The organism is Halomonas sp. KG2 (genome assembly GCA_030440445.1).
Classification (GTDB): domain Bacteria; phylum Pseudomonadota; class Gammaproteobacteria; order Pseudomonadales; family Halomonadaceae; genus Vreelandella.
Window position 1 is genome coordinate 252,276 of the sequence record CP098528.1, and the last position, 20,823, is coordinate 273,098.

The window sequence follows — 20,823 nt, forward strand, 5'->3', positions numbered from 1 at the left end:
GGTCGTTCGCAGTACGTTTATTAAGTTTTTGGGTGCACTGAACAGTAGAAAGTGTAGATGACGTTTTCATGAATGCACGATGAACTCGACGTGACAGTCAACGTTTGGCTGTCCGTCGGCCTGCTTAGTAGGCAAAGGAGAGAGGCGGTGATAGGGTGATATGAAGAGCCTAACTGACGAGAGCAGTATGACTGACGCGACCACATTACTGGCGAAGCTAGTATCGTTCGATACCACTTCCAGTGAATCTAATTTGGCCCTAATTGAATTCGTTGAGCACTATCTAGCCGATTATGGTGTGGCTTCAGAGCGGGTGATGAGCCCGTGTGGCAGCAAAGCCAACCTGATTGCCCGCGTAGGCCCTGACGCCCCTGGCGGAGTGATGCTTTCTGGGCATACCGACGTCGTGCCGGTGGCTGGTCAACCATGGTCGAGTGATCCGTTTACCCTGCGTGACGGTGGCGATGGGCGCCTGTATGGGCGTGGTACCTGTGATATGAAAGGCTTTATTGCCTGTGCGTTAGCCATGGTGCCTACCTGGGTTAATGCGCCGCTGAAGCAGCCTATCTATTTCGGATTTTCTTACGACGAAGAAATTGGCTGTGTGGGCGCGCCGAGTCTTATTAAACGCTTTTACGAGCACTACTCCACCACTGCCCACGTCATTGTTGGTGAGCCTACCAGCATGCAGCCGGTGGTCGCGCAAAAAGGCGCAACTAATCTGCGCACTAGCGTGATTGGCCAGGAGGCCCACAGTAGCCAAGTGAATCAAGGCACCTCAGCTATCCATGTTGCGGCAAGGCTCGTCACGTTCATTGAAGACACCATGGCGGCATTGGTAGAAGAGGGCCGCGTCGATGAGGCTTTTAATGTGCCTCATACCAGCCTGCACGTTGGCAAAATAAAAGGCGGTACGGCGATCAACATTATGGCGCGGGAGTGTCAGTTTGAGTGGGAAATTCGCCATCTGCCCACGGATACCTTCGACGAAATATACGCGCGCTTTGATGCCTATTGCGCCCAGCTAAGCGCTGAGCTGCAGGCTAAAGGCAAGCACGTTGAAATTACCACCGAGCCGCTAAACGTGACAGTGCCGGGCTTGGCCGACCGCGAAAACGACCAGGTGCTTCGTTTAGCTAAAGATCATTTGCCACACGCCTGCTGTAATCATGCGGTCGCTTATGCCACCGAGGCCGGGCAGTTCCAAGGCCAGGGCTTGCAGACAATCATTCTTGGCCCTGGCAGCATCGCCCAGGCGCATCAACCCGATGAGTATATTGAGACGGCGCAGTTGCATGAGTGTACGGCGTTTATGCAGCGCTTAGGGCAGGCGCTAGAAACACCCCATTTGGGATGATGGTCGTTACTTATAATGGCGGCTTCGTAAGCTAGTTGTACACGTCAATGGGCGAACATTTCGGCGATCGCCTCCACAACGACCCGGACCCGAGCCGTGCGTGCTAAATCCTGGTGCAAGACAAGCCATGCCTCATAAGGCTTGGCCCGGCGACGCTCAGGCCATACGCGTATCAGCTTGGGGTCACGCTGGGCCAAGTAGTCCGGCAATTCTCCCAAGGCCAGGCCTGCACGTACAAAGGTTGCCAACATCAGGCTGGAGTCCAGCTCGGCGACTACACGCCCCCGTCGCCTTGATTCGCCAGCCAACGTGTCATCCTGCCGCCCGGTCACTCCTCTTTGGTAGAGCGCAATATCGTGACCTGCGAAGCCTTCACCGGGTTGTGGCTCGCCATGCTGCTCCAGATAACGCTGGGTCGCGTATAAACCGACCTCCCAGCGGCCAAGCTGTCGCACGATCAACTGGGGTTGTTCCGGGCGTAGCGTACGCACGGCGACATCGGCTTCACGCCGCGCCAAGTCGAATAATCGCGTTGTGGTGCTCAAGATCACACGCACTTCAGGATGGCTGGTACGCAGGCGTTCAATTGCTGGCACCACGAAGTCCACAGCGAGTGCGTCAGTCGTGGTCACGCGCACTTCACCAGCGACTCGCTCGTCAGCTCCCTCGCCGCGTCGCTTGAAGGAGACGGCTAGCCGCTCCATGTCTTCGGCCGTGGTTAGCACTTGTTGACCACTATCGGTCAGTACCAACCCGCCCGTGGCGCGCAGGAATAGCCGACTACCCAGTGCTCGCTCCAGGCTAGTCAAGCGCCGGCCCACGGTGGTTTGGTCAATGGATAGCTGCTGCGCTGCTCCTCGTAGCGTACCTGCGCGATACACCGCTAGGAAAATTTGCACATCATCCCAGTTCATGCATTTCTCCATGCTGCAAATATGCAGTCACTCACTGCATATTCATGCATTTTCACATGCAAGGCCGCCTCGTACCATGGCACCTATTCCTTCTGAATTTAAATTCTTCTTAACCCATATCGCGCGCAGCAGATTGACTGCCGCTGCAGGGAGTGGCCATGCCTCGTGTATCTTTCATCCTGACCGTCGCCATGCTCAGTGCCTTTGGCCTGATTGCCTCGGACGTGTATCTACCCGCGATGCCGAGCATGACCATTGAGTTCGGCGTTGCCGACTGGCAAATGCCGCAAACGGTCTCTATTTATCTGCTGGCGCTGGCGAGTGCGCAATTGGTCTATGGACCACTGTCGGACCGTTATGGTCGCAAGCCGTTGCTGTTTGCTGGCATTACGCTGTACATGGCCGGTTCGCTGGGCTGTGCGGCCTCTGATAGCTATGTCGGGTTCCTGGCCTGGCGCATACTCGAAGCGGTTGGTGCGGCGTCGGGCTTAGTGATTGGTCGCGCTTTGATCGCCGACACTTGTGATAAGCGCACATCGGCCAAGGTTTACGCGATGGTCTACCCGCTAGTATCGCTATCACCAGCGTTAGCGCCAGCCATCGGAGGGCACTTGGCCGCTACCTTCGGATGGCGAGCCGACTTCCTATGCGTGGCTGCTTTCGGCGCTATGGCGCTACTGATGGTGCTAACGCTGCTGCCAGAAACGCTCCCTGTCCCGGATCGTACTCGAACCTCGCCCTTTACCGGATTTGGCCACGTTTTGCGTGACCGGACCTTCTGCCGCTATACGCTGGTCGTCTGTGCGATCTACAGTGCTTGGTTTGTCTACCTAACCCAGTCGCCCTTTCTATTCGCGCGCCAAGGGTTGAGCGAGGAGCAGAGTGGCTGGATGTACTTGCCACTGACAGCTGGCATCATCGGTGCCAATCTACTGGCTAAACGACTGCTCGATCGCTGGCCCTATGATCGCATCGTCACAGCAGGCATCGTGTTTTTCGTACTTGGCGGTGTCGCATTTTTGGCCGTGGGCGCGTTGCAACTACAGGGCACAGCCAGTGTGATACTCCCGATGTGTTTAGTCAGCCTTGCTAATGGTTCCTCGCTATCGCTAGCGGTCTCCGGAGCAGTTGCCAGTGAACACGGGCATGTGGCGACGGCATCGGGGCTGGTGGGGTTCTGCCAGATTGGTAGTGCTGCATTGGTAGCGATGGGGGTGAGTGCTGTGTTCGGTACGGGAGTTGGTGTGCTTGGCGATGCGGTACTAGCGCTTGGGCTACTCGCGCTACTCACATGCTTGCCATGGTCTGAATGCCGGAAGAAAGTAGTGTAATGGCAGCTAAGGGGAAATAAAAAACACCCGCCAATATAAATAGACGGGTGTTTTCTTGAGACGCTTACGGACTGGCTATTAGTGCTGATGCTGCTCTTCGTAAAGCTCTGCTTTCGCATGGCGCATCACATCTTCGCAGGCCTGTTGGCGGGCAAGTTGGGTCAGCAGCCGCTGAGTCACCTCAAACCCTTTTCCCAAACTTCGTCTCGGCTAACGTGCGGAGAGACGTTGTAGTCGATTTTTACCGTACGGCCACCGCCTTCTAGTCGATCGGCGATTTGTCTAAGCCGCCAGGCGATTCGCTCTTTCCAGGTTGCTGATTCTACCGCGCCTTCGTTTACGCTAAACGTGCACTGCCACTCGGGTTTGTAAACCTTCATAGGAGAACCTCCACTGGGTTTGGAAAGAATGCTTGGTCGTGTGTCGTACTCCGTCTGTCTGATGATGTAGCTCTGGTACTATATCTAACTCTGTGCCAATACCGAAACAAAACGTATACCAAATCTATAAACCAAAGAATACAGAGCTTTCAATATGACGCTTTCAACGCCAGTCTCAACGTCAGCCAACTGCCCGTGCGGCAGTGGTGCTGCATTCACGGCGTGTTGCCAGCCTTATCACCAAGGTGCAACGGCACCTACGCCGGAAGCGCTAATGCGTTCACGTTTTACGGCATTCGCGTTGAATAGCCGTGATTACCTACTCGCTACTTGGCACGCATCAACGCGGCCAGCACAGCTAGCGCCCGACCCAAACACCCAATGGAAAGCGCTCACGATTGTGGCGGCACCGCCAGCAAAAGAGGCTCAGGGCACAGTCCATTTTTTAGCCTATTTCCGTGAACAAAACCGCTGGCATGTGCTGGAAGAAAACTCACGGTTTGTGCTTGAAGATGGGCGTTGGTGGTATGTGGATGGCGTGCCGACCATTGAACGCCTCAAACCCCGACGAAACGAGCGCTGTCTATGTGGTAGTGGTCGAAAAATAAAGAGTTGTTGCGGTGAGTAGTATCAATACCGATACCCAATGGTTCCTCTACTTACTTGAGTGCAAACGCGGCACCTATGTAGGGATTACCAATAACCTAGCGAAACGTTACCAAGCACACTGCGACGGTAAAGGCGCCCGCTATACCCGAGCGAATCCACCGATAGCACTGCTCGGCGCGCAACCTTTTGCAGATCGCGCCGCAGCCAGCCGCGCTGAATATGCGCTGAAGCGCCAAACGCCAAGCCGAAAACGTCAATGGGCCACTCAGTGGCCGATTAGCGATTTTTCCGGCTCGGCGTTGGATAGGTAACTGTCGCTGATGATCGAATGGCCGGTCTACCGAACCACCGTCACGGTACACGCTGCCTGGCGTACAACATTGAGGGCGGTGGAGCCCATAAAGTGGTCGGGAAAGCCGGGGCGATTCGAGGAAATAATGATGCAATCGACGCCGTTGCGTTTGGCAAACTTGACCACCTGATGAGCGGCATTGCCTTCCACAATATGAATCTCGTAGTGCTCGTCGCCAATTTTCTTACGAATACCGTCCTTAATGCGCTGCGCGGTGGTTTCGCGGTAATCACTGGGCAGTGATGGTGCGATATAAGGGGGAATACGCTCCATTACCGAAATGATCTGTATGCTGCTGTCGTTGTCTGCCAGCTTACGTGCCACTTCGATTTTTTGCAGGATATTGGAGTTATTGTCTGCCGCCGTTGTGATTAGAATATTCTTATACATGCGAGGTGCCCTCAGGTTGATAGGCAGTGGTGCGAGGCGACAACTCGGCCGCCCCTGGCCACGTGTTCGTCTGATAGGTGGCGATCTACTTCGCTAGCTCGGCTTGCGGCAGACGTTCGGTGGGTGGCTGGTTATAGGTGTTGACGTCGTTACGCTCGCCTTCACGCCAAATGCAGATATTGAACAGGCCGTACACAATGGCAATCACGGGAGTGATAATGGCGAGGAATGTCCAGCCCATGTAATCCCACGCGGAGACGTCCAGCACGCCCATGTAGTAAGCACCGCCCAGCCCCCAAGGAACTAACGGCGAAGTAACCGTGGCCGAGTCCTCACAGGTGCGCGAACATACCGATGGCAGAATGTTGAGTTTGCGGTAGGCGGGTACGAACATGCGCCCCGGAATAATAATGGCAATATACTGGCTGGCCGAGAACAGGTTGGTGGCTAATGACGAGAGCACATGGGTAACGATTAGCCCGCGTGAATTACTGACCAGTTTGCCCATCTTTTCTAATAACACTTCGAGCATACGGGTCTTCTCCAGCAGGCCGCCCAGGCTAAGCCCGATAAAGCCCAGCGAGATGGTCCACATCATGCCTTGCAAACCGCCACGGCTAAGTAAGCTATCAACGGCTTCAACACCAGTTTCCGAGACATAGCCGTAGTTCATGTAATTCATCATGCTGCCCAGCCCGACACCTTGAGTGGCGACGGCAAGTCCCGCCCCTAATAGGCTGCCAATGACCATGACTGCCAGGGCATTGATGCGCCGATAGGCCAAAACAACCACCACTAATGGGGGCAGGAAGGCGAGCAGACCCACTGAGAAATTATCGCTAATGCCTGACAGCAGTTCGGCAGTGCGGGAAATATCAGCCCCTTCGCCGTCAAACTGCATGCCGATAAAGAAGAACAGAATAATGGTAATGATCAGTGCCGGGCCGGTGGTATAGAACATCGAACGGATATGGTCGAACAAGTTGGCCTCGGCAACCCCGGCAGCGAGGTTGGTGGAGTCTGATACTGGTGAAATCTTGTCACCGAAGATAGCACCGGAAATAACCGCGCCCGCGGTCATCGCCGGAGAAATATCCAGACCGCTGCCGATGCCGATAAAGGCTACGCCGAAGGTGGCAGCGGTGGTCCATGAGCTGCCGGTGACCAGTGATGCAACGGCACACACGATGACGGCCGTGACCAGGAAATAGGAGGGGTTGATCAGTTGAAGGCCATAATAGATCAGCGAGGGAATCGTGCCGGAGGCAATCCAGCTGGCGACTAACACACCGACCATCATTAAGATCAGCATCGGCAGCATGGCAATTTCGCAGCCATATAGAATGCCTTTCTGAACATCCTGCCAGCTGAAGCCGGAATACAGCGCGATGATGGCGCAGACTACAATGGCAAAGATCAGCGAGATATGGGTGACCCAGTCTTCACCCAGTAAAAAGATCTGTGCAAACATCATGAAGCATAAGAAGCCGATGCCAATGATGGCGCCCCAAAACGAGGGTCGTTTGTTTTCGTCGTTGGTTGTTGTTGACGTTGTCGTCGACATTATTGTTCTCCTTATAAGGAGTTAGTGTTATTTGCCGCTTGGTTAAACGGCATCTAGTTGTTTTAGCGTTCTAAAATGATGGCGATGCCTTGCCCACCGCCGATGCAGGCCGCCGCGCAGCCATAGCGTTGCTGGCGGGAGTGAAGAAGTCGGCTAAGCGTGCCAGCGAGGCGGATACCGGTCGCGCCTAACGGGTGCCCCAGCGCCATGGCGCCACCCCAGATATTGACGCTTTCAGGGTCAATCGAAAGCTCTCCCATGGCATGCAGCGGCACCGCGGCGAAGGCTTCGTTGATTTCCCATACGCCGATATCCTGCGGTGCCAGTTGGGCCTGCTTCAGCGCGCGACGAATGGCGGCGGCGGCACCGGCGCCCATCTCCTCTGGCTTGACGCCGCAGTCGGCGATGGCTACAACGCGTGCTAAGGGACTAATGCCGTGCTGGCGCAGGGCAGATTCAGACATCAGTAGCGTGGCAGCGGCACCAGAGGTCAGCGGCGAACTGTTACCGGCGGTCACTACGCCGCCTTGCATAAACACCGGGTCCAGCCCCGCCAGGCGCTCAGCGCTGGTATCCGCGCGGATGTTGCTGTCCGCGCGGACCGGTTCGCCTGCCGCGTTGTTGAGGGTTAAGCGCTCAGCGTCAAAGTGACCTGCTGCGTTGGCCTTGGCGGCACGCTTGTGGGAACTGAGGGCGAGTGCGTCCATCGCCTCCCGCGAAATACCGGCAGCCTTGGCCAGTCGTTCGGCGGTCAGCCCCATGTTGAGCACCACGTCGAGTGCCAGCCAGTCGGCTGTTTGCAGCGTTTGAGGGCTGGTCAGCACGCCTTCCTTAAACAGTGCCGGGCCCATGGGCACACGGGTCATGTTTTCCACGCCGCCGGCCATGCCAACCTCAACCGCGCCCGCCTGAATTTCCCGTGCGGTGCTGCGCAGCGCGGCAAGTCCTGAGCCACATTGCTGATCAATTTGACGGGTTGCGCAGCCCTGGCCATGTGCTCCCAGCCGCTCGGCAAGCCACAGCGGGTAACGCCCACCAAAGCTCCACTGCTCTTTCACTGGCAAGGCGCAGCCTATGCTTAGGTCTTCCACCACCGCGCCGTCAACGCCGCTACGTGCTAATAAGCCATCGAGCACGCTGGCCAGCAGGGCATCGCTGCGGGTATCGGCCCAGGCATCGACCTCAGGTTTGCGGGGATGCGCGCGGCTGAAGGCGCTACGTGCATAGTCGGCTAGATACACGTCTCTCATGAGGGAGTCTCCTGGTTGTCTGCCATGCGCGCCCAACGATGGATGAATAGGGCGTAGGTGGTTAGCACGTGGCGGATTGAGTCGATGTTGACGCACTCGTCTACGCCGTGAATGCGCTGAGCAACCGGGCCGTAGCAGGTGCCATTGATCTCACCGGAAACGTGAAAGGCCCTCAGGTCAGTGGTGCAGGTGGACAGATAGTGGGCAGGGGGTTCGCCGAGCAGTGCTTCGTGGCACTCCGAGAGGAGCCGGATACCTGGGGTGTCGAGATCGACCACATGTCCTTCGGAACGAAAGCCATGGAAGCTGACCTTGGGTGGCGGTGTGGCGTCGTCAAGCTCGGCGTGGCGGGTCATCAGGGTGTCGCGGACCCGCTGCATGGCCTCCTCTGGTGATATGCCGGGCGGGAAGCCAACACGCCCTTCCAGAATGGCGTGGGCTGGCACGCTGGAAGCCCAGTTGCCCGCATCTACGCGGCCAACGCTCAGGTTGAACGGATGAGGGTGGTCAACGTACAGCGCAGGCCGGGGTAAGTCGTTCATTTCGGCTTCCAGCGCTTTCAGCGCGGGCAGATAGTCCTGCAGGGCTTCAATCGCATTGCGCCCGGCGCTGGGGTCGAGCACATGGGCGGGCACGCCATCCAGGCGCATTCGAAACCAAAGTACCCCCACTTGGCCAGCGTAGATCTGAGCGCCGAAGGGTTCTGGTATCAGTACGAAATCGCCGCTAAAACCTTGGTGCAGGCAGGCCAGCGCGCCGTTGCCGGTGCACTCCTCTTCAATCACGGTTTGCAGGGTGAGCGGGAAGTTGATCTCTACACCCGCCTGGCGCACCGCCTCAACCGCCATCACCATGGCGGCAATCCCCGCCTTCATATCACCCGCGCCACGGCCATACAGCCAGCCATCTTTTTGCCACGGCTCCCAGGGTGGGCGGGTCCACATATCGATGGGTTCGGCAGGTACCACATCGAGATGGCCGTTGAACACTAAATGTGGCCCTGGCGCGCCGGGGTTAAGGTCTGAAATAACATTGTAACGGCCAGTGCTGGGCCATTCGGTGGGAGCACGATGGGGGTGCTCCTCAAAGCCGGGTGCATCCAGGGGTACACGGGTCACTGGCAGGCCCAGGCGTTCCAGGTGGCGCTCCATGGTGTCCAGCGCACCCTGTTCCTGGCCAAGGACGCTATAGCCCCGCACCAGGTCACTGGTTAGTTCCAGGGTGTCATCCATCAAGGCATTGCAGCAGGCAATGATGCGTTGTTCGGTGGCGTCGAGCATCAGAATCTCCCTAAACGTGATTCATCAATCAGCAGAGGGGCGTCGGTAGCTTCGCGCAGCGCTTCAACGCTCAGCCCTTCGGCGATTTCTACTACCTCAAGTCCTTCCGGAGTCACATCCATCACGGCTTTCTCGGTGATAATGCGGGAAATACAGCGACTGGCGGTCAGCGGTAACTGGCAGCGGGTGAGGATCTTGGGGTTGCCGTGCTTATCGTTGTGGGAGCACAGCACCACCAGTCGGGCGACTTTCTGGGCCAGCTCCATAGCACCGCCAATGCCCGGCGAGAATTTGCCGGGGATCTTCCAGTTGGCCAGGTTGCCTTCCTGATCCACCTCGAAGGCACCCATAAAGGTAACGTCCACGCGACTGCGGCGGATCATTGCAAAGGACGTGGCGCTATCGAATACGCTAGCCCCCGCGCGGGTGGTGATATACGCGCCGCCGGAGTCAATCATGTCGATATCGAGCGCTTCACCTTCTTGGCGCGGGCGGCAGCCCAGCACGCCGTTTTCGGAATGCACCAGGACATTCATGTCATCGGGCAGGTAGTGGAACAGCCGTGTCGGCAGCCCGATCCCCAGGTTGACGATCTGGCCGTCGATGACTTCACGGGCGGCGCGGGCCAACATACGCTGCTGATCAGAGAGCATGGGGGCGAACTCCTTGCTGGCTGGAGGCACGGGCAACCTGCACCACATGACTGACAAAGGCGCAAGGCGTATGAATGGTGTCGATAGGCAAGTCGCCGGGTTGGTCGATACGGTAGGTTTGGGCAATCACTCGCTCGGCGGCCATGGCCATTAAGGGGTTGAAATTGCTGGCCGTGGCGCGATAGATCAGGTTGCCGTAGCGGTCGGCTCGCTCGGCATGAATTAGCGCAACATCAGCCTGTAAGGCAGGCTCAATCGCCCAGGCGCAACCTTCCACACTGATTTCCTGACGGCCTTGGGCAATTTCCGTACCGATGCCGATATCGGTAAGAAAGCCGCCATGGCCAACGCCTGCACAGCGAATTTTTTCAGCCAGCAGCCCCTGCGGATGAAAAATGACCTCCATCTCGCCAGCATTCATGGCGTCAATGGCTGTTCGATTGAGGCCTAAGTGAGAGGTAATCAAGCGCTTTACACGGCCTGCCTCAATGAGCTTGCCGATACCGATCCCAGGTTCATTGGCATCGTTTTTAATCAGCGTCAGGTTGCGTTGACCGCTGGCGAGCAGGGCGTCGAGCAACGCAAAGGGCGTGCCCGGCGAGCCAAAGCCGCCGACCATGATGGTCGCACCATCGGGAATCTCGGCGATAGCCGCGTCAATATCACAGCATTTTTGGTTTAGCAGCGTCATGGTGTTTAGCGCTCCCGGGAGAGTTGTGGGTGCAAATCAGCGGCGCTAAGCGCTTGATCAAAACGTGCCATGGCATGCGCTAAGCGTTCCAGCAGAGTGTCGACTTCCTCGGGCTGAATAGTCAGCGGCGGGCAGACCAGGAAATGATCACCGGCCACGCCATCCAGAGTGCGGCGAGGGTAGATCAGCAGGCCCTCCTGTTTGGCCAATGCGGTGATCTGGGCGAAACGGTTTTGCTCGGCAGGGAAAGGCTGGCGCGATTCGCCATCAGCAACCAGTTCGACGCCCCATAACAGGCCAGCGCCGCGCACATGACCGACCCAGTCGTAGCGCTCGGCAAGCCTGCGCAACCCAGCTTCCAGCTGCGCGCCACGTTGGCGGGTATTTTCCAGCAAATCTTCGCGCACAATGGCCTCGAGCACGGCCAGGCCGGTGGCGCAGGCCAGCGGGTTGCCAGCATAAGTGTGGCCGTGTTGGAAACCGCCGCTGGCCATGACTGTTTCGACGATAGCGCTGCGGGCGAGCATCGCGCCAATGGGGTAGTAGCCCGCGCCCAGTCCCTTAGCGGTGACCAGGATGTCCGGCACCACATCGTAATGCTGGCAGGCAAACCAAGTGCCAGTTCGACCCACGCCGGTGAGTACTTCATCGGCAATCAGCAAGCAGCCGAATTCATCGCATAAGGCACGAATGCCTTGCAGATAGCGTTTGCCTAACAGTCGTGCACCGGTACTGGCACCGCCGATTGGCTCGATGACAAAACCAATTAGTGAGTCAGGACCAGCGGCTTCCATGGCGGCGCGGGTCTCTGCCAGGATGCGGTCAACGTGGGTGTCATCATCACACGCCTGATGACGATAGAAATCCGGCCCCGGCACTTTGATGGACGCATGGGTCATGCTGGTGAAAGGCGCTTCCAGCGGCTGATAGCCGGTCATGCCCAGTGCCCCCATGGTGCTGCCATGATAAGACGGACGCAGCGATACAAAGCGCTGGCGCTGAGGCTGACCAAGGGCGAAAAAGTATTGCCTTGCCAGCTTGAGGGCCGACTCCACCGCCTCGGAACCGCTGGAAATGAAAAACACCTTGCCGAGTTCACCCTCAAATAGCTCGACTAGCCGATGGCCAAGCGCAACGGCGGGAGCGCTTTCAAACTGAGTGCGATAGGTGAAGGCCACCTTATCCATCTGGGCGAGCATGGCGTCACGAATATCCTGTCGACCATGACCAAGGTTGCAGGAAATAGCCCCGGAGCAGCCATCCAGATAATCCTTGCCCTGGGTATCCCAGAGCATAACGCCATCAGCGTGGCTGACTTCCGGCAGGGCAGGACCTGCCTGGTAGAACAGCGGAGAGTCGGTCATCACGTTTTCCGTTTTTTATGGTGTGGTGAAAAATCTCCCTTGCAGTCTAGGTAGGCTTGTTACTATATTTCAATATATGATCGTTTTTCGAATATCAATGAGTAAAAGTCATGCCTGAGGTCACCATTAACTCGTTGAAAGCATTAGCAACTTTCAAGACGCTATATGAAGTGGGTAGCGCTTCAGGGACGGCACGCCTGCTTGGCATGACGCAATCGGGAGTGAGTCGTTCGCTGGCGCAGCTTGAAGAGAACCTGGGGATCCAGCTCTTTCTACGTGAAAAAAACCGCTTGCTAGCAACGCCTGAGGCACGCGAGCTGTACGATGAGATTCTCAGGCTGATGGGCAATATTGAAGAGCTGCGCCATAGTGTGTTGGCGCTTAAGGAGTTCGGCACATCACGCTTGAGAATCGCCGCTATTCCCGGGCTATGTTTTGGCTTTGTGCCCCAGGTAGTCGCTGCGTTACTAGCTGAAAACAGCCGGATAAGTATTAGTCTGGATATGATGTCGAGCCACGATGTGCAAACAGCGGTGGAATCAAGCCATGCGGATATCGGCTTTATCACATTGCCAGCGACGTCTCCTCAACTCTTAACAGAAACACTGCTGGTGACAGAAGCCGTGGCGCTGGTGCCTGACAAGCTTGAGCTAGCCACGCGCGAGGTGGTTGAAGTCAGTGATTTGCGTGGTCAACATTTAGTGATCAGTAACCAGCCAAGTGTCAGCACGAATCCACTGCTGGAACTTGTCGCCGAGCACGGGGTTAAAATTTCAGGTAAAACGGAAGCTAATATCGGCACGATTAGCGCGTTGGTAGCTAATGAGGTCGGTGTCACGGTAATGAACCCGATTACTGCGCAAGACCAGCTGTCGCGCCATGATCATGTCAAGGTGCTGCCTTTTATGCCTGCGTTGTCGTTTGGTTTTGGCATTGTTTACCGCCCAGAATGGCATGAGTCTAAAGTGTTGGCGTCGCTTAAACACAAAGCGAAAGAGACACTAATGAATTACTAACGTTTACAAATCATTTCGTTCGATTAGCAGGTATAGTACAGACATAGGACGTAATGTCTTGGTTTAGGCTATGCCTGGGAGTGGCCAGGAATAACCCGAAGGTGACAGTTGCACTAGAATCGGGCAATCTAACGCCCTTTTTCGCCAGTGCTAATGGGCCAAGCTCATTAAATTTCAATCATCATTCAGCATGGAGTGCAGTGTGGCAGTTTACGGCGGTATTCAGGCGCATGAATTGGAACGCTGGTTAAATGCATTAACCAACGCGGCCTATGATCGACGCTGCCCACTTTCCAAAGTGCACGGTGGCAACGCCCGTGCTCGCACTGCTCGTCAGGACTTGCTGCATCTCGCCCAGGTTTTCCGTAGTGGTGAACGAATTCGCGATGACGTGGCCGCTAGCTTAAGCCGCTGGTGCCAGCACTATCTGACAGAAGCGGAATGGTATGTGCTAGTGGGCGGCCGCAAGCCCGTTGCCCAATCAAAGGCGTCATCCTCTGCTGCTGATGACGATGCGCTGGACGTACTTTATCAGCACCGGGTGGGTTAACCTGCTTCATCAAGCACTGTTACAATGGATAGATGAACAGTGCTCCTGTCGCGTCTGCGACTGCCTCCTTAGATGACCCTTTCTACTATCTGACGAACTTTCGTTACGTGTTGGCGTGGGTAGAAACCCGCCACTACGATCTATTAAGTGCTGCTGAGCGCGACGTTATTAGTTATTTTGAGACGTTACCCCAAGCCTCCCAGGCGCTATTGGTGCGCATGGTGATGCGTAAAGGGGAATTATTTCGTCTGGATAAACTGAGCTATGCGGAAATCGGTGACGCCGAGCAGGCCTTGGCGCCGTTGGTGGTGCTTGGCTGGGTAGACAATGCCCCGCAGTTAAGCAGCCGCGAGCTATTTCGCCTGTTGCGATTGAGTGAACTGCGCCAGGCATTGGCAGGCGAGATGGCCAGCGCAGGTCTAGCCCGCAACAGCACAAAAGCTGCGCTTCAAGCAGCATTGGCAGAGTCGCTAGAAGCGTCTGCCCCCCTTCAACAGTGGTGGCCAACAGCGGCGACGCAGATTGTGCGGCTAACGGTGATGGCGCTTTGTGATCGACTTCGGCTGATGTTTTTCGGCAATCTGCGCCAGGACTGGGCTGAGTTTGTGCTAACGGAGCTGGGCCTGCAGCGCTTTGAGCAGGTACCGTTTACCGCGGAGTCTCGCGCGTTCCAAAGCCGCAATGAAGTGACTACTTACTTAACGCTTCATCGCTTGCGCGAACGCTTGGACGACGGCGAGCTGCCGCAAGCACTTTCCATCGAGGTACCTCCAGCTTCCAGCAACCGTTGGTTAGCTTCTCGGCGGGCGCGGTTGCTGCTTGCCATAGGGCGCGAGGCCGAGCGCGGCGGCGACGCAGAGTTAGCGTTAACACTTTACGCTGACGCCAATAACAGCGATGCGCGTATTCGCAGGTTGCGCGTGTTAGAGCGTCTGGGCCGTTATTCAGATGCTTATGAGCTCACGGTCAGTGCGCTGGGCGCGCAGCCAAATGAAGCCGAGAGCCAAGCGCTCATGCGGCTGCTGCCGCGTTTAGCACGCAAATTACCCCAACAGGTTGATCATTCTGCTTGGGCTGATCAACAAGCGGCCCAGGCGCCTACCTATGTGCTTCATTTACCTGGCCCTCAGCCAGTCGAGCGTGCCGTTGCTGATGACATGGCGACCCCTAACGCGCCGGTGTATTACGTTGAAAATAGCCTGCTGACGGGGCTATTTGGCTTACTGTTCTGGCCAGCCATTTTTAAACCGCTGCCAGGGGCGTTTTTTCACCCGTTTCACAGCGGGCCTGCGGATTTATACCGCGAGGATTTTGTCGCTCAGCGGCAAGTCGAAATCACCGCCTGCCTGGCCCAGTTGGATGACGGCCGCTATCAGGACACGATACTGCGCACCTGGCACGCCAAACAGGGGATCGCCTCGCCCTTTGTTCACTGGGGAATCGTCAGTGAAGAGCTGCTAATGCTTGCGCTTAAGTGCTTGCCGCCTGCCCATTTGCGGGCCTGTTTTATGCGGCTATTAGATGACCTTAAACATAACCGTGCAGGCCTACCTGACCTGATTCAGTTGATGCCGGACGCACCGCCCGGCGAACCACGCTACAAAATGATAGAAGTAAAAGGGCCGGGGGATCGTCTGCAAGATAACCAACGCCGCTGGATCGGCTTCTTTTGCCACCACGGCATGCCCGTTGAAGTATGTCATGTGCGCTGGCAGTCAGCATCTGAAGCAGAAGAGGCTCAACCAGAAGGGCCTGAACGAGAAGATGCCGAATGAGCCGTTACCGGGTAGCGGTGCGCACGCTATGTGACTTCACCGCACGGGAGGGCGACCTTGACCACCGCTTTACGCCAGCACCCAGCGCTCAGGAAGGTATCGAAGGGCATAGGTTAGTGGCTAGCCGCCGGGGCGAGGATTACCTGGCCGAATTGCCGCTTTCCGGTGAGTATCAGGGGCTTCGCGTGGCGGGCCGCGCTGATGGCTTTGACCCCAACGCTAAGCGTTTGGAAGAGGTCAAAACCTATCGTGGCAATCTAGATCGCATGGCAGCTAATCAGCGTGCGTTGCACTGGGCTCAGGTGAAAATATACGGCGCGCTGCTGTGTGCCGAGCGCGGCCTTGAGCGGGTCACGCTGGCGTTAGTGTATCTGGAGATTACCAGCGGTCAGGAAACGCTGCTTACCCACGACGCTAGCGCCACTGAGCTGCAAGCGTTTTTTATCGATCAATGCCAACGCTTTTTGGCCTGGGCAGAGCAGGAATCTGCCCATCGCCAACGCCGCGATGAGTGGCTGGCGACGCTGACGTTTCCCTATCCTGATTTTCGCCCTGGGCAGCGGGCGTTGGCGGAAGATGTCTATAAAGCAGCCAGCACCGGGCGGTGCCTACTGGCCCAAGCCCCTACCGGCATTGGCAAAACCCTTGGCACGCTGTTTCCAATGCTGACTGCAATGCCCCGTCAGCAGCTGGATAGGCTGGCCTTTCTGACCATGAAAACCCCAGGCCGCCGTGTAGCGCTGGATGCGCTGGCGTGGCTTGCTACTCCCAGCTCATCACCGCCTGCTTCATCACCGCCTACTTCATCTTCCCTCTCATCGCCTGCACTCACATCGCCGCTGCGGGTGTTGGAACTGGTGGCCAGGCAAAAAGCCTGCGAATACCCAGGTACCGTTTGCCAAGGCGATGCTTGCCCGTTAGCAGCAGGTTTTTATGACCGCTTGCCTGCCGCTCGCCAAGCCGCGGTGGCACGTCGCTGGCTAGATCGTGCCGGACTGCGTGAGGTGGCGCTTACCCACAGTGTGTGCCCGTATTATCTAGGCCAGGAACTAGCCCGCTGGTCCGACGTAGTGGTGGGCGATGTGAATCACTGGTTTGATAGCCATGCGCTGCTGCATGGTTTGGCTCAAGCCAACGACTGGCGGGTAGGCCTGTTGATAGATGAAGCGCACAACTTAGTTGAGCGAGCGCGGGGCATGTACAGCGCGGAGCTTTCCCAGCAGCGCTTGAGCCGTCTGCGTCGCCGCTCTCCTCCCGCGCTTGCTAAACCGCTGGCTCGTGTCGGCAGGCAGTGGCAGGCGCTAACGAAGGCAGTCACCACCGATGCAGCGGCGTCACAGCGTTACCATTTACTTGATGCGCTGCCCAACAAGCTGGTGGCCGCGATGCAAACCTTGGCTGGCGCGATCACCGATTATTTGGTTGAGCACCCCGACGCTTCAAGCATTGAGCTTCAAGAGCTGCTGTTTGACGCACTGGCCTTCTGCCGCTTGGCGGAGCGGTTTGGGGATCACTCTCTGTGCGATCTTGCCAGTCATGGCCGAAGTGACGCAGTGCTAGGGCTGCGCAATGTTATTCCTGCGGATTTTCTGGCGGCACGCTTCAAGGCTGCCAGCAGCGCAGTGTTGTTTTCGGCCACGCTGACCCCGTTTCATTACTACCGCGACTTACTCGGGTTACCAGAAAACAGTGTGTGGCGGGAAGTGGCCTCACCGTTCGCCGCCCGCCAGCTGGAAGTGCGTATTCGCGCCGATATTTCCACTCGCTATCATCACCGGGAGGCCTCTGTGGCGCCTATTGTGGAAGTCCTGGGCGATCAGTATCAGCGTCAACCTGGCCACTATCTGGCGTTTTTCAGTAGCTTTGCTTATCTGGAGCAGGTGATGGCGCAGTTTCAGCACGCACATCCCAGCGTGCCGATGTTTGCCCAGACCCGTGGAATGCAGGAAGCCGAGCGCGACGCCTTTCTGGCGCGCTTTACTCCAGGAGGTAAGGGAATCGGCTTTGCCGTGCTAGGCGGTGCTTTCGCCGAAGGGGTCGACCTTCCTGGCAAGCGCCTAATCGGCGCATTTATTGCCACCTTAGGCCTGCCGCCGTTTAACGACTTTAACGAAGCGCTGAAAGCGCGCATGAACACCCGTTTCGGCCAGGGCGACGACTACACCTACCGCATACCCGGTATGATCAAAGTGGTGCAAGCCGCCGGAAGGGTGATTCGCAGCCCCGGGGATGAAGGGGTTGTGATATTAATGGACGACCGTTTTGCCCAAGCCAAAGTGCGCGCATTGCTGCCACGCTGGTGGGGGCTAGGCAACCACTCATCTTCTTAGAGGCCATGTACGCGCAATGACGGATTTACTCTGGTACCAGTACCTTCTCATCGGGCTTATTTTTGCCTGGAGCGGTTTTGTTCGCACCAGCCTTGGTTTTGGTGGAGCCGTGCTGGCGCTGCCTTTTCTGCTGCTGGTGGTCAACGAACCGCTGGTCTTCCTGCCAATTGTGGCCATTCACCTGCTGATTTTTTCCAGTTGGATTGCCTGGAACGGCCATCGTCAAGTGCAGAAAGCGGGCGTGGGAGGTACGTCGCCGGAAAGTAATATCGATTGGGGCTATTTAACCAAAGCCCTGAAAATCATGATCGTGCCTAAGTTGATCGGGGTGGTGGGGCTGTTAACGCTGCCCTCTCAGATCATGACCAACATTATTTTCGGCATTGTGATCATTTATGCCATTGGCTATGTGCTGAATAAGCCGTTTAGAAGTAACAACAAATACGTCGATATCGTGCTGCTTGCTCTCGGTGGCTATGTCAGTGGCACCTCGTTGATTGGCGCGCCGCTGATTGTCGCGGTATTCGCCACCCACGTCGCCAAAGAGCAACTGCGCGACACCATGTTTGTGCTGTGGTTTATCCTGGTGATGATCAAAATGGCGTCGTTTATCATCGCCGGCGTCGACCTCCAACTGATTCATCAACTATGGCTACTGCCCTGCGCATTTATCGGCCATTTGCTAGGCGAAAAAGCCCACCGTTACATGCTAAAAGCAGACACCGGGCTGTTCTTCCGCGTACTGGGAGCCGTGCTGATCTTGGTTAGCGTGGTGGGGCTGATTCATCCGCCGGGGTAGGAAGAGAAGCAAACAACAAAAAACGGCCACTTGCTGTGTTAGCTAAGTGGCCGTTTTTTTATGGTGTTCTTGGTCGGAGTAGCAGGATTCGAACCTACAACCTCTGGAACCTATTTGGAACCTAGAAAAAGGTGACCTCAATGGCTAAAACGACTGCCAGCCTAACTACCCGTACCTTAGATCGACTGGTAAAGAAGTCAAAGGAAAGAAGCACAGCCCAAACCCCACGCCTTTGGTACCGTTAGTACCCCCGACTTTTCGGACAAAACCTAGATTTTACTCCACCGGAGCGGATCAGGCAGCTGCGGCAGGATTTATGCCGTGTTTTCCTTATGCCCTGAACCCGTTGGCAGTTTTTGAGCAAGAGTACTAAAGTAAGTAAGTGGTATATTAGAAATCTCATTAGAATGTTTCTAAAACAATAAGTTAGGATAGGGTGAGTAGCCTTCAAGATATCTTCCCATATTGGATAGGGCAGTGGACAAAGGCCCCGGACCCGTTAAAGGAATAATGATTATGGAGCTTCAGGATAGCGGTAAAATAGTACAATCAATCTACTTTTCTCTACTTGGCCGCGCGGCAGACCCCGAAGGGTTTGGTTTCTGGCAGGAGCGGCTGGAAAGCGATGGACTTCAGGCCGTATTGTCTGAAATTGCGAGCTCGAAGGAAGCTCAGACGTACATGCAAGAGGCATCTGATAGCGAATATGTTGCTGACCTCTATGAGCAGCTGTTTGCTAGAGCGGCGGACACGGAAGGTCATGACTTCTGGGCTGGCAAGTTAGAAGCCGGTGAACTAAGTCGTGCAGAACTCCGCGGGGCTGTGATACAGGCCGCGGCAGACACTGATACAGAGGCTTTGAATGCCAAGCTGGCGGTTGCCGACTATTATAGCCAGAACGTATCAGCAGAGAATTACAGTGCCGAGCAGTCTCTGGTCATGGAGAGCCTTCACAGTAATGAACAGCTATATGCTGAATTGCAGCGCCTGGATACTGAGTACGAATCCATGGACCTTTCTCAGGTTGGAGAGTCCGTGGAAGGTAACCCGCTTTACAAAGCGGTAGTCGGTAGTGGACCCAAGACGCTGATGATTGCTACTCAGCAGCATGGGGACGAGCCGCTGGGAACAGAGGCGGCTTTGTATCTGCTGGACTATCTGGCAGGAGATAGTGCCGAAGCTGAAGCATTGCGAGAAGAGGTAACCGTAGTGGTCATGCCTCGAGTCAATCCTGACGGCTTTGCCCGCTGGGAGCAGCAGGTTGCAGGAGCGGAAGATGTGCTCGACCCGCGACGTAACTCGAATGACATTGATCTCAATCGTACTTATGACCCCAACGAGGAGCAGAACCCTGAGCAGGCTCCTGAGTCGGCGGCGGTGAGAGAAGTCGTCAAGGAGTATCGGCCCGACTTATACCTCGATTACCATCATCAGAACAACTACCGGTCTGAGGATGAGACGCTGGATAGCATGTCGGTGCTCTGGGCGACCAGCGATGAAGTGGAGCCTGCCTTGATGGAATCGGGGCAGCGCGCTGTGGTTGCCATCAAGGAAGCCTTGGAAGACTTCGAGCATGACAGCCTGACCCTGTTCCCCGGTAGTGATAACCCGGCTATCAGCCGCAACGGCTTTGCACTTGATGGTACGCCCACGTTGTTGATCGAGCAGCGTGGACTCCAGGAGATGGATCAGCTTGCTCAAGGTCTTGACCTAGATTACAGCGCATTAGCTGCAGCTCTGACTCTGGAAGGGTGGCTCAGCATGATAGGTGTGATCGAGTTCATGGCATCGGGGGAGTTCGACTCTCTGGACCCGGCGATTGCACAGCAGATAGCTGAACGCTCTGAATATGTCGACTTTGCTGACCTGTATAGTGACGATGCGGCTGTCGCGAATATTGCTGAAGAGGCAGGGGGCTTTGAAGAGGCCTTTCTGGCTGGAGTGTCGCAAGGTCTGGAGGATGGTCTAGTTGGGTAAACCCACTAGGTTGTTCACGGAAAGGCCTAGCCGGCTAACTGGCGCGCGCTTACAGTGCATTTATAAACAGGTGTCACCTTCACCTAGCAGCCATTAGCAAAAAAACGGCCACTTGCTATATTAGCTAAGTGGCCGTTTTTAATGAATTCTTGGTCGGAATAGCAGGATTCGAACCTACGACCTCTGCCTCCCGAAGGCTTGTGGATAAGATAACTTGGTATATCCCCAGAATAGTGTGGAT

General features: G+C 56.2%; 18 protein-coding genes and 1 pseudogene. 10 read left to right on the forward strand and 9 right to left on the reverse strand.

The genetic code is table 11. The features are described from left to right. Positions 1-187: 187 nt before the first annotated feature. On the forward strand, positions 188-1,357 hold the full coding sequence (gene argE / locus NDQ72_01235; protein WKD28599.1) for an acetylornithine deacetylase: 1,170 nt from the start codon (positions 188-190) through the stop codon (positions 1,355-1,357). A 44-nt stretch (positions 1,358-1,401) separates the two neighbouring features. Here the strand turns inward: argE and NDQ72_01240 are convergent, their stop codons facing one another. Further along, on the reverse strand, positions 1,402-2,271 hold the full coding sequence (locus tag NDQ72_01240) for a LysR family transcriptional regulator (protein WKD28600.1): 870 nt from the start codon (positions 2,269-2,271) through the stop codon (positions 1,402-1,404). Positions 2,272-2,429: 158 nt separating this feature from the next. Here NDQ72_01240 and NDQ72_01245 point away from each other — a divergent pair, with 158 nt between their 5' ends. Further along, positions 2,430-3,602: a multidrug effflux MFS transporter gene (locus tag NDQ72_01245; GenBank protein WKD28601.1), complete on the forward strand. Its 1,173-nt coding sequence runs from the start codon at positions 2,430-2,432 to the stop codon at positions 3,600-3,602. A gap of 78 nt (positions 3,603-3,680) precedes the next feature. Here the strand turns inward: NDQ72_01245 and NDQ72_01250 are convergent. Then, positions 3,681-3,982: pseudogene (locus NDQ72_01250) on the reverse strand (hypothetical protein). A gap of 154 nt (positions 3,983-4,136) precedes the next feature. Between NDQ72_01250 and NDQ72_01255 the strand changes: the two are divergent. Together NDQ72_01255 and NDQ72_01260 are read left to right on the forward strand one after the other, a co-directional pair. Next, entirely contained in the window at positions 4,137-4,610 is a 474-nt protein-coding gene (locus tag NDQ72_01255) for a YchJ family metal-binding protein (GenBank protein ID WKD28602.1), read from the forward strand. Further along, a complete protein-coding gene (locus tag NDQ72_01260; GenBank protein WKD28603.1) occupies positions 4,603-4,902 on the forward strand; it encodes a GIY-YIG nuclease family protein in 300 nt (99 codons plus the stop codon). Before NDQ72_01255 ends, NDQ72_01260 begins: the two co-directional genes overlap by 8 nt. A 26-nt stretch (positions 4,903-4,928) precedes the next feature. On the opposite strand, the gene NDQ72_01265 is transcribed toward NDQ72_01260, so the two are convergent. The 7 genes from NDQ72_01265 to NDQ72_01295 form a co-directional block, all read right to left on the reverse strand. Next, positions 4,929-5,333, reverse strand: a complete 405-nt coding sequence (locus NDQ72_01265) for a universal stress protein (protein WKD28604.1) — start codon at positions 5,331-5,333, stop codon at positions 4,929-4,931. A gap of 85 nt (positions 5,334-5,418) precedes the next feature. After that, on the reverse strand, positions 5,419-6,897 hold the full coding sequence (gene nhaC, locus NDQ72_01270; protein WKD28605.1) for a Na+/H+ antiporter NhaC: 1,479 nt from the start codon (positions 6,895-6,897) through the stop codon (positions 5,419-5,421). Positions 6,898-6,959: 62 nt separating this feature from the next. Continuing rightward, positions 6,960-8,147, reverse strand: a complete 1,188-nt coding sequence (locus NDQ72_01275) for an acetyl-CoA C-acyltransferase (protein WKD28606.1) — start codon at positions 8,145-8,147, stop codon at positions 6,960-6,962. Further along, positions 8,144-9,427, reverse strand: a complete 1,284-nt coding sequence (locus tag NDQ72_01280; protein WKD28607.1) for an ArgE/DapE family deacylase — start codon at positions 9,425-9,427, stop codon at positions 8,144-8,146. The genes NDQ72_01275 and NDQ72_01280 overlap by 4 nt, the downstream gene beginning before the upstream one ends. Continuing rightward, a complete protein-coding gene (locus tag NDQ72_01285; protein WKD30326.1) occupies positions 9,427-10,110 on the reverse strand; it encodes a 3-oxoacid CoA-transferase subunit B in 684 nt (227 codons plus the stop codon). Before NDQ72_01285 ends, NDQ72_01280 begins: the two co-directional genes overlap by 1 nt. Next, on the reverse strand, positions 10,070-10,771 hold the full coding sequence (locus NDQ72_01290) for a CoA transferase subunit A (protein ID WKD28608.1): 702 nt from the start codon (positions 10,769-10,771) through the stop codon (positions 10,070-10,072). Before NDQ72_01290 ends, NDQ72_01285 begins: the two co-directional genes overlap by 41 nt. Positions 10,772-10,776: 5 nt before the next feature. Further along, a complete protein-coding gene (locus NDQ72_01295; GenBank protein WKD28609.1) occupies positions 10,777-12,135 on the reverse strand; it encodes an aspartate aminotransferase family protein in 1,359 nt (452 codons plus the stop codon). Positions 12,136-12,245: 110 nt separating this feature from the next. Here NDQ72_01295 and NDQ72_01300 point away from each other — a divergent pair, with 110 nt between their 5' ends. The 6 genes from NDQ72_01300 (at position 12,246) to NDQ72_01325 (ending at position 20,582) form a co-directional block, all read left to right on the forward strand. Continuing rightward, entirely contained in the window at positions 12,246-13,151 is a 906-nt protein-coding gene (locus NDQ72_01300; protein ID WKD28610.1) for a LysR family transcriptional regulator, read from the forward strand. Positions 13,152-13,353: 202 nt separating this feature from the next. After that, positions 13,354-13,701, forward strand: coding sequence for a hypothetical protein (locus tag NDQ72_01305; protein WKD28611.1), 348 nt, complete (start codon positions 13,354-13,356; stop codon positions 13,699-13,701). Between the two features lie 32 nt (positions 13,702-13,733). After that, on the forward strand, positions 13,734-15,476 hold the full coding sequence (locus NDQ72_01310; GenBank protein WKD28612.1) for a VRR-NUC domain-containing protein: 1,743 nt from the start codon (positions 13,734-13,736) through the stop codon (positions 15,474-15,476). After that, positions 15,473-17,806: an ATP-dependent DNA helicase gene (locus tag NDQ72_01315; protein WKD28613.1), complete on the forward strand. Its 2,334-nt coding sequence runs from the start codon at positions 15,473-15,475 to the stop codon at positions 17,804-17,806. Before NDQ72_01310 ends, NDQ72_01315 begins: the two co-directional genes overlap by 4 nt. A 16-nt stretch (positions 17,807-17,822) precedes the next feature. Further along, on the forward strand, positions 17,823-18,605 hold the full coding sequence (locus tag NDQ72_01320; protein WKD28614.1) for a sulfite exporter TauE/SafE family protein: 783 nt from the start codon (positions 17,823-17,825) through the stop codon (positions 18,603-18,605). 516 nt (positions 18,606-19,121) lie between these two features. Beyond that, positions 19,122-20,582: a DUF4214 domain-containing protein gene (locus NDQ72_01325; GenBank protein ID WKD28615.1), complete on the forward strand. Its 1,461-nt coding sequence runs from the start codon at positions 19,122-19,124 to the stop codon at positions 20,580-20,582. The last annotated feature ends 241 nt before the right edge of the window (positions 20,583-20,823 follow it).

Excerpts from the sequence above, each read along its gene's own strand:
- argE (WKD28599.1), top strand. The coding sequence starts at position 188 with ATGACTGACGCGACCACATTACTGGCGAAGCTAGTATCGTTCGATACC.
- NDQ72_01240 (WKD28600.1), bottom strand. The coding sequence starts at position 2,271 with ATGAACTGGGATGATGTGCAAATTTTCCTAGCGGTGTATCGCGCAGGT.
- NDQ72_01245 (WKD28601.1), top strand. The coding sequence starts at position 2,430 with ATGCCTCGTGTATCTTTCATCCTGACCGTCGCCATGCTCAGTGCCTTT.
- NDQ72_01255 (WKD28602.1), top strand. The coding sequence starts at position 4,137 with ATGACGCTTTCAACGCCAGTCTCAACGTCAGCCAACTGCCCGTGCGGC.
- NDQ72_01265 (WKD28604.1), bottom strand. The coding sequence starts at position 5,333 with ATGTATAAGAATATTCTAATCACAACGGCGGCAGACAATAACTCCAAT.
- nhaC (WKD28605.1), bottom strand. The coding sequence starts at position 6,897 with ATGTCGACGACAACGTCAACAACAACCAACGACGAAAACAAACGACCC.
- NDQ72_01275 (WKD28606.1), bottom strand. The coding sequence starts at position 8,147 with ATGAGAGACGTGTATCTAGCCGACTATGCACGTAGCGCCTTCAGCCGC.
- NDQ72_01280 (WKD28607.1), bottom strand. The coding sequence starts at position 9,427 with ATGCTCGACGCCACCGAACAACGCATCATTGCCTGCTGCAATGCCTTG.
- NDQ72_01290 (WKD28608.1), bottom strand. The coding sequence starts at position 10,771 with ATGACGCTGCTAAACCAAAAATGCTGTGATATTGACGCGGCTATCGCC.
- NDQ72_01295 (WKD28609.1), bottom strand. The coding sequence starts at position 12,135 with ATGACCGACTCTCCGCTGTTCTACCAGGCAGGTCCTGCCCTGCCGGAA.
- NDQ72_01300 (WKD28610.1), top strand. The coding sequence starts at position 12,246 with ATGCCTGAGGTCACCATTAACTCGTTGAAAGCATTAGCAACTTTCAAG.
- NDQ72_01310 (WKD28612.1), top strand. The coding sequence starts at position 13,734 with ATGAACAGTGCTCCTGTCGCGTCTGCGACTGCCTCCTTAGATGACCCT.
- NDQ72_01315 (WKD28613.1), top strand. The coding sequence starts at position 15,473 with ATGAGCCGTTACCGGGTAGCGGTGCGCACGCTATGTGACTTCACCGCA.
- NDQ72_01320 (WKD28614.1), top strand. The coding sequence starts at position 17,823 with ATGACGGATTTACTCTGGTACCAGTACCTTCTCATCGGGCTTATTTTT.
- NDQ72_01325 (WKD28615.1), top strand. The coding sequence starts at position 19,122 with ATGGAGCTTCAGGATAGCGGTAAAATAGTACAATCAATCTACTTTTCT.